The sequence below is a fragment of the Stutzerimonas stutzeri genome (genome assembly GCF_024448985.1).
In the GTDB taxonomy this organism is placed as follows: domain Bacteria; phylum Pseudomonadota; class Gammaproteobacteria; order Pseudomonadales; family Pseudomonadaceae; genus Stutzerimonas; species Stutzerimonas stutzeri_AP.
Window position 1 is genome coordinate 72,862 of record NZ_JAMOII010000004.1, and the last position, 13,771, is coordinate 86,632.

At 60.3% G+C, this 13,771-nt stretch carries 13 protein-coding genes; all 13 read right to left on the reverse strand.

The window, feature by feature from the left end:
- Positions 1-2: 2 nt before the first annotated feature.
- Positions 3-701 (reverse strand): pseudaminic acid cytidylyltransferase, encoded by a 699-nt coding sequence (pseF, locus tag NA647_RS07675; protein WP_103456096.1) that lies wholly within the window; start codon positions 699-701, stop codon positions 3-5.
- Positions 698-1,858 (reverse strand): UDP-4-amino-4,6-dideoxy-N-acetyl-beta-L-altrosamine transaminase, encoded by a 1,161-nt coding sequence (pseC, locus tag NA647_RS07680; RefSeq protein WP_256057139.1) that lies wholly within the window; start codon positions 1,856-1,858, stop codon positions 698-700. The genes pseF and pseC overlap by 4 nt, the downstream gene beginning before the upstream one ends.
- A 3-nt stretch (positions 1,859-1,861) precedes the next feature.
- Positions 1,862-2,860 (reverse strand): UDP-N-acetylglucosamine 4,6-dehydratase (inverting), encoded by a 999-nt coding sequence (gene pseB / locus NA647_RS07685; RefSeq protein ID WP_256057298.1) that lies wholly within the window; start codon positions 2,858-2,860, stop codon positions 1,862-1,864.
- A gap of 9 nt (positions 2,861-2,869) precedes the next feature.
- Positions 2,870-3,967 carry a hypothetical protein gene (locus NA647_RS07690; RefSeq protein WP_103456093.1) on the reverse strand — a complete coding sequence of 366 codons (1,098 nt, stop codon included), beginning with the start codon at positions 3,965-3,967 and terminating at the stop codon, positions 2,870-2,872.
- A 48-nt stretch (positions 3,968-4,015) separates the two neighbouring features.
- Positions 4,016-5,770, reverse strand: coding sequence for a carbamoyltransferase family protein (locus tag NA647_RS07695; protein ID WP_256057140.1), 1,755 nt, complete (start codon positions 5,768-5,770; stop codon positions 4,016-4,018).
- A 100-nt stretch (positions 5,771-5,870) separates the two neighbouring features.
- Positions 5,871-7,310 (reverse strand): lipopolysaccharide kinase InaA family protein, encoded by a 1,440-nt coding sequence (locus NA647_RS07700; RefSeq protein ID WP_256057141.1) that lies wholly within the window; start codon positions 7,308-7,310, stop codon positions 5,871-5,873.
- Positions 7,307-8,062, reverse strand: coding sequence for a lipopolysaccharide kinase InaA family protein (locus tag NA647_RS07705; protein ID WP_256057142.1), 756 nt, complete (start codon positions 8,060-8,062; stop codon positions 7,307-7,309). The genes NA647_RS07700 and NA647_RS07705 overlap by 4 nt, the downstream gene beginning before the upstream one ends.
- A complete protein-coding gene (locus tag NA647_RS07710) occupies positions 8,059-8,796 on the reverse strand; it encodes a lipopolysaccharide kinase InaA family protein (RefSeq protein WP_256057143.1) in 738 nt (245 codons plus the stop codon). The genes NA647_RS07705 and NA647_RS07710 overlap by 4 nt, the downstream gene beginning before the upstream one ends.
- The gene (gene rfaP, locus NA647_RS07715) at positions 8,793-9,605 is read right to left on the reverse strand and encodes a lipopolysaccharide core heptose(I) kinase RfaP (protein ID WP_256057144.1); all 813 of its coding nucleotides are present in this window, start codon (positions 9,603-9,605) and stop codon (positions 8,793-8,795) included. Before rfaP ends, NA647_RS07710 begins: the two co-directional genes overlap by 4 nt.
- Entirely contained in the window at positions 9,602-10,723 is a 1,122-nt protein-coding gene (locus NA647_RS07720) for a glycosyltransferase family 4 protein (RefSeq protein WP_256057145.1), read from the reverse strand. Before NA647_RS07720 ends, rfaP begins: the two co-directional genes overlap by 4 nt.
- Complete coding sequence (gene waaC, locus NA647_RS07725; RefSeq protein WP_256057146.1) at positions 10,723-11,724, reverse strand: lipopolysaccharide heptosyltransferase I; 1,002 nt, start codon at positions 11,722-11,724, stop codon at positions 10,723-10,725. Before waaC ends, NA647_RS07720 begins: the two co-directional genes overlap by 1 nt.
- On the reverse strand, positions 11,725-12,759 hold the full coding sequence (gene waaF, locus NA647_RS07730; RefSeq protein WP_256057147.1) for a lipopolysaccharide heptosyltransferase II: 1,035 nt from the start codon (positions 12,757-12,759) through the stop codon (positions 11,725-11,727).
- A gap of 81 nt (positions 12,760-12,840) precedes the next feature.
- Positions 12,841-13,764, reverse strand: a complete 924-nt coding sequence (ilvE, locus tag NA647_RS07735) for a branched-chain-amino-acid transaminase (RefSeq protein ID WP_256057148.1) — start codon at positions 13,762-13,764, stop codon at positions 12,841-12,843.
- Positions 13,765-13,771 lie beyond the last annotated feature (7 nt).

The following is a 13,771-nucleotide window of genomic DNA, read 5'->3' on the forward strand; positions in this document are numbered from 1 at the left end:
GGTCACTGCTCCGTCTGCCCTTGCATTGCCTTGAACAGCCACTCGGCGCGCACCCAGTCTTCGGGGGTATCGATATCCTGAACACGATGGCGTGGCAGCAGGACCGGCGCTGAATGCGAGCCGAAAACAGGCTTACCTTCCAGCCACGCGCTGACACGCCCCCAATAGAACTGTCCCGCGTCATGGTAGGCCTCTTCTAAATCCTGAGAGCGAGTATTGCAATGCTCAGGCTGGAGCATGCTCACACGACCTTCATGAGTAATGCGTATCGCGCGCTGGACCGGAAAAGCATAGCTGGTGACCGAGAAGGCGTAATCACAATGGCTTTCACCCAGCACCTGTAACCCTCGGCGGATATCTTCACCACTTATGAAGGGCGCGGTGGCATAGATACAGCACACCTGCTGCGGGCACTCACCGTTGGCGAGCAGCCACTCGATTGCATGACGAATGACCGGGACGGTCCCAGTATGGTCATCGGAAAGTTCAGGCGGACGCATGAAAGGTACTTCAGCGCCATGGTTGCAGGAGATTTCAGCGATTTCAGCATCGTCGGTCGAGACGATGACCCGGTCAAAGCAGCCGCTTTCCAGCGCAGCTTCGATCGAGCGGGCAATCATCGGCTTGCCGCAGAACGACTTGACGTTCTTACGCGGGATACGCTTGCTGCCGCCGCGGGCGGGTATCATCGCCACTCTCACGAGGCGATCACCTGGCGTACCGCGGCAACCACCTCGTCCTGCTGATCCTCGCTCATGGTCTGGAACATTGGCAGGCTGATGGCCTCGGCGTAATAGCATTCGGCCTCAGGGAAATTCCCGACCTGGAAGCCCATGCGCTGGTAGTACGGCTGAGTATGTACCGGGATGTAGTGCAGGTTGACGCCAATGCCCAGCTCGCGCAGCAACTCGAATACCTGCCTATGAGTCTTGTCGATCTTTTCCTGCTGCAGGCGAATGACGTAGAGGTGCAGGCCAGAGTAGCTGTCCGGATGCTGCCAGGGCGTGGTGATCGGCAAACCGGCCAGCAGTTCGTCATAACGCCGGGCCAACTGATGGCGGCGCGCAACATAGTGGTCCAGGCGCTCCATCTGGGTTACGCCCAGCGCAGCCTGCAGCTCCGTCATGCGGTAGTTGAAGCCGAGGTCGATCTGCTGGTAATACCAGGGCCCATCGGCATCGTGGGTCATCAGTGCCGGATCGCGAGTGATGCCATGACTGCGCAGCAGAGCCATCTTGCCGGCCAATTCCGCATCGTTGGTCAGCGCCATCCCGCCCTCCGCGGTGGTGATGATCTTTACCGGGTGGAAGCTGAACACCGTGATGTCGCTATAGCTGCAGTTGCCGATGAATTCGCCGCGGTATTTGCCTCCGATGGCGTGCGAAGCATCCTCGATGACCTTGCACCCGTAGCGATGGGCTAGTTCGTGGATTGCCTGCATATCGCAGGGTTGCCCACACAGATGCACGGCGACCACCACTTTGGGCAGCTTGCCGTCGCGCTCGGCCTGCTCCAGCTTATGAGCCAAGGCTTTGGGGCAGAGGTTATAGGTGCGCGGATCAATATCGACGAAGTCGACCTGAGCGCCACAGTAAAGGCCGCAGTTGGCCGAGGCAACGAAAGTGATCGGCGTTGTCCACAGGCAGTCATCGGGACCAAGCCCCAGAGCCAGGCAGGCAATGTGCAACGCCGAGGTAGCACTGTTCACAGCCAGCGCATGGCGAGCACCTACATACTCCGCCACGGCTTGCTCGAAGCGCGGCACCATCGGTCCCTGAGTGAGGAAGTCTGATTGCAGCACAGTCACCACCGCGTCGATATCGGCCTGGGTGATGTCTTGACGGCCGTAGGGAATCATCGCTCAGATGCTCCCGATTTTTTCGCAATGGGCGTCGATCCAGGCCTGCAAATCGGCGTCGCTCATCCACTCGCTGTTGTTGTCACTGGCATAGACGAAGCCTTCGGGGACCTTCTTGCCATCCTTGATACGCTTCGGGCAGGTGGCCCAACTGTGAATGGTCGGCAGAATTTTAAAGTGCTCGGGATACTCGTACGTGTAGTAGGCATCCTCCGCGCTGATCATCTGCTCATGCAGTTTCTCGCCCGGGCGAATACCGATGATCTCATGCTGTGCCTCGGGAGCCACAACGCGGGCCAGATCCGTCACTTTCATTGACGGAATCTTCTTCACGTAGATCTCGCCGCCTTCCATGTCCTCGAACGCATGCCAAACCAGCTCGACGCCCTGCTCAAGCGAGATCATAAAACGCGTCATGCGCTCGTCGGTGATCGGCAGCACGCCCTTGTCTTTGATGGACATGAAGAAAGGAATGACCGAACCGCGCGATCCCATGACGTTGCCATAGCGCACTACAGAAAAGCGGGTGCCATGCTCCCCGGAATAAGAGTTACCGGCGACAAACAGCTTGTCGGAGGCCAGCTTGGTAGCGCCGTATAGGTTGATTGGACTGCTGGCTTTGTCAGTGGAGAGGGCGACCACCCCCTTGACGCCTTTATCGATGCAGGCGTCGATCAGGTTCATGGCGCCGTCAACATTGGTCTTGACGCACTCGAAGGGGTTGTATTCAGCGGTCGGCACGATCTTGGTTGCTGCCGCATGCACCACGTAGTCGACGCCATCCAGCGCACGGTAGAGACGGTCCTTGTCACGCACGTCGCCGATGAAGAAGCGCACACGCTTGTCGCCCTCAAACTTCTTGGCCATGTCCCACTGCTTCATCTCGTCACGAGAAAAGATGATGATTTTTTTGGGGTTGTACTTGGCGAGGGTCATCGGCACGAAGGTGTTGCCGAACGAGCCGGTGCCACCGGTAACAAGGATGACCTTATCTCTCAACATACTGTTCACCTAATTAAGAAAGCTGGCGGATATAGCTTCGGCGACCCGCTGGTTGGCCAAACGATCTCGCTTGCCAAATACCCACGAGAAATAACCCTGACGCCGCCGTGCGCGATCGTCTCGCTCCACAAAAGCTCTTTCGATAGAAGAGGAAAGATCCACCCCTTCTTCATTTATAAATACCGAGGGTCCGCAGTCGTAAAGCGTCAACAACTGATCCATGTCGCCAGGGTGCATCCCCTCGTCACGCCCCATTTGGGCCAATACTTCTCGCGAAAACTGGGGGGTCTCGATTAACAGCTGCGGCACATCGTAGAACAGAGACTCCTCGGCAGGGGAGTTGGCATCCGACACCATCAGATCAGCCACCGACAGGAGCGTGGAAAGCGGATAGGACGTCAGATCCAGCAATGTATGCGGGCGCCTCTTAGCCAGGGCCGCCACTCGGCGGAAGCTATCGCGGTCCTTGGCACGTGAAGTCAATGCCTGGCTGGGATGAGGCCGCAAGATGAGATTGAACTGCGCGGGAGTGTTCTGCACCAAGCTCTCTGCCAGCAAATCCCATGACCCAACGCCACGACGACTCGGCGTAAAAAGTATGGTTTGCCGGTCAGGCGCCAAGCCCAAGTCAAGCAGCACGGATTCGCGCTGCTCTGGAGACTTCTCTGGGAACTCGCAAAACGGAAGAAATCCTGTAGCAGCGGTATTGACCTCTACCTGATCGGCAAACCGGTTAATCATTTGCTGCATACGCGGCCCAATCACACATAGCAGGTCGAAGTGCGCATTGCTCAGAAAGGCATCCTTGCTCAGCAACATGTAGGTGCCATGAAAAACGGTACATTTCTTCGACGCGTAGGGCTTCAGGAAACTGCGATACGGCGACCCGGTAACGATTACATCGGCCTCGCTCATCATTCGGTTACCCGCTGCCAATCGCCCCAGCCACCTCGAATAACGAGCCTGCTCAAGCTGCGGGTAAAGCTTGCGCGTGGCCGCCAACGTAGTGCGACGATTGGAAATAAATGTGCCAGGCAACAATGTGGCCACCTGCGCTAGATGAGGAACGGCCTGGAACATCTTAGAGAAATAGACAATATGGTTCACGCGTCCTTACCTTCGCTCACAAGCAGGGGCAGCGAACACCAGCGTGCCTCAGAGCTGGTCATACCACTCCTTGTCACCCTTGAGCACGAGAATATCCTCCATGATCAGATACTGCAGATCCGAGCCATAGAACATATTCAACGCATCGGTCGGCGAGCAAATCATGGGTTCGCCGCGGCGGTTGAGTGAAGTATTGAGCGAGACGCCGTTGCCGGTGAGCTTTTCCAGCTCCAGCATCAGGTCGTACCAGCGCGGGTTGTGGCGTCGCTCTAGGACCTGGGCGCGGGAGGTGCCGTCTTCGTGGACGACTTCGCTGACGCGCTCCTTCCACTCGTCATTGACTTCGAAAGTGAAAGTCATAAACGGGCTGGGATGGTCGACCTTGAGCATCTGCTCAGCCACTGTGTCGAGCATTGACGGACAGAAAGGCCTCCAACGCTCACGGAATTTGATCTGTTCATTGATGCGGTCGGCCACCCCCGGAATGCTGGGACAGCCGATGATAGAGCGGCCGCCGAGGGCGCGCGGACCGAATTCCATACGTCCCTGGAACCAGGCGACCGGATTGCCGTCAACCATGATTTTCGCAATGCGCTCGGGGACGTTTTCAATCTTCTGCCAAACCGGCTTGCTCGGGTGGCGTGCGCAGGCAGCGATGACGTCTTCGTTGGAGTAAGACGGGCCGAGATAGACGTGTTCCATCTTTTCTACCGGTACGCCGCGCTGATGCGAGACGTAGGCGGCGGCGCCGACGGCAGTGCCGGCATCACCGGAGGCGGGCTGGACGAACAGCTCTTTCACCTCGTCGCGGGCGATGATCTTCTGGTTCAGCTTGACGTTGAGCGCGCAACCTCCGGCAAACGCGATCTTGCCTGTCTCGCGAATGATGTCGCCCAGGTAGTAGTCCATCATCTGCAGCGCGAGCTTTTCGAATAGCGCCTGCATGGCGGCCGCGTAATGGATGTAGGGATCGTCGGCGATATCGCCTTCACGCTTGGGGCCCAGCCACTCGATCAACTTGGGCGAGAAGTAGTAGCCCTTACCCTTCTCTTTGTAGCGACGGAAGCCGATGACGTTGGCGTAATCGGTGTTGATGATCAGCTCGCCGTTCTCGAACTTGGCCAGGCGGGAAAAGTCATACTTGGCGGCATCGCCATAGGGCGCCATGCCCATCACCTTGAATTCACCGTCGAGCATCTCGAAACCGAGGTATTCGGTGATCGCGCCGTACAGCCCGCCCAAGGAATCCGGATCGTAGAACTCCTTGATCTTGTGGATCTTGCCGTTCTCGCCCCAGCCGAAGAAGGTAGTGGCGTACTCGCCCTTGCCGTCGATGCCGAGAATCGCGGTCTTCTCGGTGAAGCCCGAGCAATGGTAGGCACTGGAGGCGTGTGCCAGGTGATGCTCGACCGGCTGCAGCTTGACCTTTTTCAGATCGAAGCCGAGCTGCTGCAGGCACCACTCGATGCGCTTCTTGTAGCGGTGGTAGCGACGGTTGCCCATGAGAATGGCGTCCAGCGCGCGGTCCGGCGCGTACCAGTAGCGCTTGGCATAGTGCCAGCGGGCCTTATCGAAGATGCTGATGGGGGCGAAGGGAATCGCCACCACATCGACGTCGCTCGGCTTGATACCGGCCTGCTCCAGGCAGAACTTGGCCGACTCGTAGGGCATGCGGTTCTTGGCATGCTTGTCGCGCACGAAGCGCTCTTCTTCGACGGCGGCGATCAGTTTGCCGTCGATATAAAGGGCGGCGGAAGGATCATGACTGAGGGCGCCGGAAAGGCCGAGAATCGTCAATGCCACGGTTGTAAAGCCTCTTAAAAGCAGCTCGAAGCTTGAAGCCGGAAGCTCGAAGCAACAGCGAATATGTCTAGTTCAACCCCGCAGGGCTTTTCTTCCAGCTTCAAGCTTCTGGCTTCAAGCTGTCCTTCGGTAAACGTGCATCCAGTAACCGACATAACGCCGAGTCGGCCGGCCAGTTGCGCAGAAACCGCGCACGGTCCTTGGCATAGGCGCGAGCGAAGCTGGTATCACTACTATGTTGTTGCGCCGCGTCCAAGTCGATCAGCGCCCAGCGGCCCTGCTCCCAAAACAGATTAGTGCCTTTCATATCGCCATGGCTGATGCGCTCGCGCAGCATGGCTTCGAACAGCTGATCCAGCGCCACCAGTTCGGACTCGGGCGGTGAACTGGAGAGATACGGCTGAAAGCGGGCGATTATATCCTCGCCCGCGCTGTATTCGGTAACCAGGTAACTGCGGCGGCGCAGGCCTAGCCAACGCAACTCCAGCACCGCCAGCGGCCGGGGCGTGGCGATGCCGAGAAATGCCAGGCGATTGCCTTCTATCCAGCTGTGCCAAGCGCGGCTCGGGCGCCAGCAGCGCTTGAGCCAGTGAAGAAGGTTCTTGATGTTGTAGCGCTTGATGACCAGTTGCCGCCCAGACTGCTCGGCCAGGGCCACAGTCGAACTACCGCCCAGCTTCAGCGCGCGTCCCGCTTCGACAGCCACATCCGGCGCAGCCAGCAGCTCATGCAGCACGGGCTCATCCTCGCGACGCACGACACGCAGCTGACCAAAACCACGGTCTACGCTGAACAAGGAGCAATCACGCCCAAGCTTGCCAAGGTAGTCGCGCAGCCGCCAACGCCGCACGCTGGCGATCTCCCGTAGCAAAGCCTCCATGGGAAGCGCATGCTCGCCATTGACCAGCAGGTAATGCACGAGTAGTTCTTCGATATGCGGTTCGAGGCTGCCAGGTAGCTGCGCGAAAAAAACGCCAAGGTTCGCCAGCACTTTGTCACGATCGAGCGGTTGCCCGGGTGTCTGCGCCTGCACGCCGCCGCCATCGATGAGGTACAGCTGCCCCTCATGGCGCAAGAGATTGTCCAGGTGCAGGTCGCTCTGCCACAAGCCTCTGGCATGAAGCTGCGCAATGGCGCCGAGCGCTTCGCCCAGCACGCCCTGCTGCGCATCAGACAACGTGGGTTGCCGCTCCACCTCGCGCCACGCCTGTTCCAGACTTTGCGCGCCAGCCAAGTAGTCGAACAACAGCCAGCCGCCCTGCTCTGCCGCGACCCCCTCGACGAGCAGGGCGGGAGTGGTCATCCCCTGCTCAGCCAGCAACTGCGCGCCATGCCGCTCACGCTCGAAATGGCGCTCGGCCTTGCCACCGACCAGCAGTTTGGCCAGCACGTCGCGGCCCTGCCATTGCGCCTTGGCGACATAGCGCTGTCCCGGCAGCACGCGCAACCACTGCTGCAACGTCAACTCGCCGGGAGGCAGCATCAGCGTCAATGGCAATGCAGGCGAGCGTCCGGACTGCGCAAGCGCCACTAGATTCATGCGCGCGCCACCTTGCTTTGCCGGCGACTGGCAATACGTTCCAACCAGTAATCGATGACCGGAGCACTGGAATCCTTCTTGAGATAGGCCTCCGTCAGCTGTCGTACTTCGCTTTCGCTCCAGATGTCCGCGCGACGAATCAGCGCTTCCACATCGACGATGCGGTCGGTCAAGCCAGGCAACAACGGCCGGGTCTTTTCCAGATCGATTAGACAGGCCTCGAAGCGCTCGCCAACCGGGCGCAAAAAGATGTGTTTGGGATAAAAACAGCCATGGCGCTGGCCGGCCCGATGCAACGTACGCGCGAGTTTTGCACAAGCCTGTAGCAAAGCCGTGCGCACCGCCGGATCTCGTTCGTGCCAGCCGCTCAGCCAGCTATCAAGATCCTGCCAACCATCCAGCGCCCGGGTAACCAAGATGGCGCGACGCTCCCCAGCGATACGACGCTCACCGAAATAGGCCGCCTGCAGCGCCGGGATCCCTAGGCGCAGGTAATGCTGGATGCTACGGAACTCGCGAGCGAAGGTGGGCTCGCCGAACGGACGACGCAACGTGTGAGTCAGGTAGTTGCTTTGCCGCTTCAGGTAGTAGGCCGCCCCGTCCAACTCCAGGCGAAATACACTGCTCCAGCCGCCGCGCCCGGTATTAGGCGCGTCCACCGAATCGAGCTGTAATGCCCACAGCGCGTCGAAACTGTCTAGCCCATGCGCCTGCAGAATCGCTCTGTCACGCTCTGAAAAATATTCGCTCATTCCCGACCCTCGAAATACTTGAGCACTTGGTCGATCAGCTCGCGATCAGCCGGTACCAGACGCGGGCGTTGCTGGTACTGCAGGTAGAAGCGCAGCCGCTGAGTGCGGCTCAGGTGATACTTGGCGACTTTGTCCAGGCAGGCCAGATCCTTGACGATGCGTCGGCGCAGGAACGGGCCCCACCAGAAGTCGCCGGATGGACAATCGATCAAGAACAGCTTGCCGGCACCGTTGACCAGCAAATTGCGCCACTTCAGGTCGTTGTGGGCGAAGCGATGATCGTGCAGGGCGCGGGTCACAGATGCCACCTGTCGGCTGATGCGCCCGACCCAGTCCCGGTCGCCCAGGCGTGGGTCGTTGCCCTTGGCAATCGCCGCCATGTCCATGGTATCCGGCACCTCCAGGGTGATCAGCGCGCCGCGAGCGAATGCGCCAGCGCGACGCTCCATACCCCAGGCCACCAGCGGCGCCACGGGAATGCCCCATCGCTCGAAATGTTTGAGGTTTTGCCATTCAGCCTTGACCCGCGGGCGTCCCAGGTAACGGCGTAGATTCTTGCCCGCCGCCCAGTAACGTTTGACGTAATAACGCAGGCCTTCGTACTCGACGCGGATCACCTCGGACAGCGGGTCGCGGGCGATCGGCTCGCCTTCAAGCGCGAAAACCGCCTCCAGGCTGGCGAATGCGTGCGCCGCTCCGGCCGTTATATCGCCGACGACCCGCCAACTACTCACTGGGCACCCGGCGCGTATTTGCGCTCATAACGGCTTTGAAGCCTGTCCGCCTTGCTTTCCAGCCAACGCAGCAACGGGGCCTCGTCACGCAGCGCCTCGCGCAGAGGACGCTGGAAATAGGTCTGCAGAAAACGCAGTTTGTCGCGACGGGTCAGGCCAATGCCCAATGCCGAAAAATACAGCCCGGCCAGATCCTTGTTGCGCCAGCGACGCGGCGTCTGTGTACGGGTCTGGGCGCGGTGCAGATCGATCAGCGATAGACGGAAATCCTGGGCCCTTACTGGCTTGTCGGTGTGCAGCAGGAAGTGACAGATATAGAAGTCCCGATGATTGACCCCGGCACGGTGCATGGTGCCGGCCATGTGCGCGACTTCCGCGATCAGCGCACGCTTGAGCGGCGGCTCAGGCGGATTCTGCAGCCAATCGGCGCTGTAATCCTCAAGACTGATCGTGGGCGCCAGCTCCTCGGTGATGATGAAGGAATGCTGCGCTGCAGGATTTCCACCACGCTCGCCATAAGCCACCGCGGTCATGGTCGGCACGCCCGCTTGATGCAGGCGCTGAATAGCCCGCCACTCCTGCCCGGCCCCCAGCACCGGCGCCTTGGCAGTGCTCAGGTTCTTGAAAATCTCACCCCAGCCGATTCCGCGGTGGATTTTAACGAAATAGCCACGCCCATCAACTTCGGTACGCAAGGTGCGGCGGGCTTCCAGCTCGCGGTAGACCTGGCCCTGCAAATGTTCAACAGCCTCGAACGGGTCGCGCCCCGCCCAGAGCGTCATGAAGGGCTCGGCAAGAATCAGTTTCATGGACGTTCAGCCAGGATTATGTCGGCTGCCTTCTGCGGCATCGAGTAGAGGTCCGCGGTATCGGCATAAGCCAACGCATTTTTTGCCCAGCGCCTGCGCTGCTCGTCGTCAGCCAGCATGTCGGCCAGTAAACGGTCGAGATTCGCTTGCTCGAACGGGCTGGGCACCACCTGCCCGCAGTCGGCTTCGGCAATGTAATGCGCGTAACCGCAGACATCAGTCACCAGTACTGGTAATCCGGCGACCAGCGCCTCCAGCAGCACGGTACCGGTGTTCTCGTTGTAAGCGGGATGGATCAGCAGGTCGGCGCCCAGAAGAAAACGCGGGATATCGCTGCGGCCCTTGAGAAATTCGACCTGCGCAGAAATACCCAACGTCTTGGCCTGCAGCTGGAAGGCCTTGGGGTCATCCTGGCCGATGACGAACAGACGAGTGCGTTTTTTCGATTCGCGAGGGAGTGAAGCCAGCGCCTTGAGGCTGCGGTCGAGGCCCTTGGTCTTGAAGCCGGAACCGATCTGCACCAGCAACAATTCGTCGTACTGCAGCTCGAACTCCTCACGAAACTCGGCGCGGATTTCAGCGGCATCGGCCGGCGCACGGCGATCTTGGGCAATACCCGGCGGCAACAAATGAAAGCGCTCGCCCGGCGTCGAGTAATGTTTGACGAACAGCGACTGCTGCACTTCGGAGATCATCAGAATCTCAGTCTTCGACTGCGGCGCAAATACCGCGCGCTCGTATTCGGCGAAATGCTTGTAGCGCCCCCAGCGGCGATAGATCGGGTTGCGCAGGGTTTGCGCCTTGTCTTCGAAACAGGGGTCGGCCGCGTAGTAGACGTCCAAACCGGGCATCTTGTTGAAACCGATGACGCGGTTCACCGGACGCTTCGCCAAATCCTTCTCGACCCAGGCCGTGAAGCGCTCATTGCGTGTGTGATTGAAGATGGCTTTGACCGGCGCGATCAGCACTTCGAAGCCGTCCGGCACCTCGCCTTCCCAGATCATCGTATAGACCCGGATGCTATGGCCGCGCCGCTGGCACTCCAGCGCGATGCGCATGAAGTCCCGCTGCAGTCCGCCGAACGGAAAATACTTGTAAAGAATGAAGGCCAATTGCATCAGTGCATCCCCGATGACCGCAACAGGGCCTTGAGTTCGCTAGCGACGCGCTCGGGCGGGAGGTTGTCGAAGCAAGGTTTATGACGATCGCCTTTGCCGGCATTGGGGCCGCTGGCGCACAGATGTACTTGCGAGCGCCCGTACGCACCGACACGGCCAGGGAGCGTCGGGCCGTAAAGCGAGATGCTCGGCACGTCCAGCGCCGCTGCGAGGTGACCGAGGCCTGTATCGACCGCAACACAGGCCCGCGCACCGGCAACGACCTTGGCAATTCCGCCGAGATTCAGCCGGGGCAGCACCGACACGCCAGCCAAGCCATCAGCGATGCGCTCGGCACGCGCTTTTTCGTCTGCATTGCCCCACGGCAGTCGAATCGCCCACCCGAATGCGCTCATCCGCTCGGCCAGTTCACGCCAGTACTGTTCAGGCCAATGCTTGCTCGGCCAGGTGGTGCCGTGCAGGAACAAAAGATAGGGCGCCTCGCCCGGCGTCGCCAGCTGGTTACGATCCAGGCCGTAGTCGGCGACCGTCTCGGGCGCGGGGTAACCGAGCGATTGAGCGAACAACTGCCGCACCCGCTCCAGAGCGTGCTGGTCACGCGGCACAGCGTAGCGGCGATCATAAAAGCGCGATGCCAGCGGTTCGCGTGCAGAGTCACGATCCAGACCAGCAATCGGCGCCTTGACGTAACGTGTCAGCCAGGCACTTTTAAGCAAACCTTGGGCATCGATGACCAGATCGTAGCGGGTCTCGCGCAGGCGCGCCTTGAACCGCCGCCACTCACCGGAACGAAGGGTCTGCAGAGGCTGCTTGCGCCAACGGCGAATCGCCACTGGGATGACCTGCGCCACCGCCGGATGCCAGGCGGGGATTTCGGCGAAGCCCTCTTCCACCACCCAATCGAACTGGATGCCGGGAACCGCGCGCTGTGCATCGGTCACCGCCGGGAGCGTATGCACCACGTCGCCCAGCGACGAGGTCTTGATCAGCAACACCCTCACTCAGCGCACCTCGATCGGCTGGGGGATCAGGCGGTCCAGCGCCTCGTTCACCCTATTCGGCTCGAGCTCGCGCATGCAGTTATTGTGGCCGAAGCGGCAGGTGCGCTCGAAACAGGGACTGCAATCCAGGCCCAGACGGACGACTTCGACCTGCTCGGACAATGGCGGCGTGAAGGCGGGCGAGGTGGAGCCATAGACCGACACCAGCGGGCGGCCGAGCGCGGCGGCCACATGCATCAGGCCCGAATCATTAGAAACCACGGCTTCGGCACAGGACAGCAGATCGATCGCCTCGGCCAAGCTGGTTTCACCCGCGAGGTTCAACGCCTCTTCGCGTAATCCGGGAATCAGTCGCTGACGGATATCTTCACCCACCGCATGATCGTTCTTCGAGCCGAACAGCCAGACCTGCCAGCCTTCGCGAATCTTCGCTTCGGCCACCCTGGCGAAATGCTCGGCTGGCCAGCGCTTGGATTCACCGAATTCGGCCCCCGGGCACAGCGCCAATACCGGTCGATCCAGGCCCAGACCAAAGCGCGCCAGCGCCGCATCACGACTTTGGGCATCGATGCGTAGCGACGGGTTCGGATAGGGCTTGGGCAGCTCGACGCCCGGCTCGAAGGCCAGCGCCATGAAACGCTCGATCATCAACGGATAGCGCTGCTTGTCTAGCTTGCGGATATCATTGAGCAGCCCGAAGCGCATCTCGCCGCGCCAGCCGGTACGCTTGGGGATGCCGGCGAAAAACGGTACCAGTGCCGATTTCAGCGAGTTGGGCAGCAGGATCGCCTGCTCATACTGGCCACGAAGGCTCTGCGCGACCTTGCGTCGGGTCGCCATGTCGAGCACGCCGTGGCCGAGCGGGAAGCTCAGGGCCTGGCGGACCTCAGGCATGCGCTCGAGAATCGGACGACTCCACTCCGGCGCCAGCACGTCGATCTGGCAATCCGGATGGCGCTGTTTCAGGCAGATGAACAGCGTCTGCGCCATCACCATGTCGCCGACCCAGCTGGGACCTACGATCAGAATATTCATAAGCTGGAAGCCATAAGCTTGAAGCTGGAAGCGAGCGCCGGAGTGATCTTCACTTCCAGCTTCTGGCTTCCAGCTCGCGGCTTACTTGACCAACGTCCGCCATTCGGCATGGGCATCGGTCTTGCCGGACACCAGATCGAAGTAAGCCTTCTGGATGCGCTCGGTGACCGGACCACGGCGGCCGATGCCGATGTTGCGGCCATCGACTTCGCGAATTGGCGTGACTTCGGCGGCGGTGCCGGTGAAGAAGGCTTCGTCGGCGATGTAGACCTCGTCGCGCGTGATGCGTTTTTCCACCACTTTGATGCCTAGCTCGTCGGCCAAGGTCAGCACGGTGCCACGGGTGATGCCATTGAGGCAGGCGGTAACTTCAGGGGTGTAGATCACGCCGTCCTTGATGATGAAGATATTCTCGCCCGAACCTTCGGCGACGTAGCCTTCGGGATCGAGCATCAGCGCCTCGTCGGCGCCACCGGAGATGGCTTCCTGCAGAGCCAGCATGGAGTTGATGTAAGCACCGTTGGACTTGGCGCGGGTCATGCTGATGTTGACGTGGTGACGGGTGAAGGAACTGGTGCGCACCTTGATGCCCGTTTCCAGCGCTTCATCGCCCATGTAGGCGCCCCAATGCCAAGCGGCGACGATCACGTGCACCTTCAGGCCGCTGGCGCGCAGACCCATGCCTTCACTTCCGTAGAACACCATCGGACGGATGTAGGCGCTTTCTAAATTGTTCTCCCGAACCGCGGCGCGGGTCGCCTCGTTAACCTCCTCCTTCGAGTACGGCATCTTCATGTTCATGATGTGCGCCGAATCGAACAGACGGTCGGTGTGCGCCTGCAGGCGGAAGATCGCGGTGCCGGCCGGAGTATCGTAGGCGCGCACGCCCTCGAAAACGCCCATGCCGTAGTGCAGGGTGTGAGTCAGCACATGGGTGGTCGCATCGCGCCACTGCACCAGCTCACCGTCATACCAGATCACGCCATCACGATCGGCCATCGACATTGTTGCC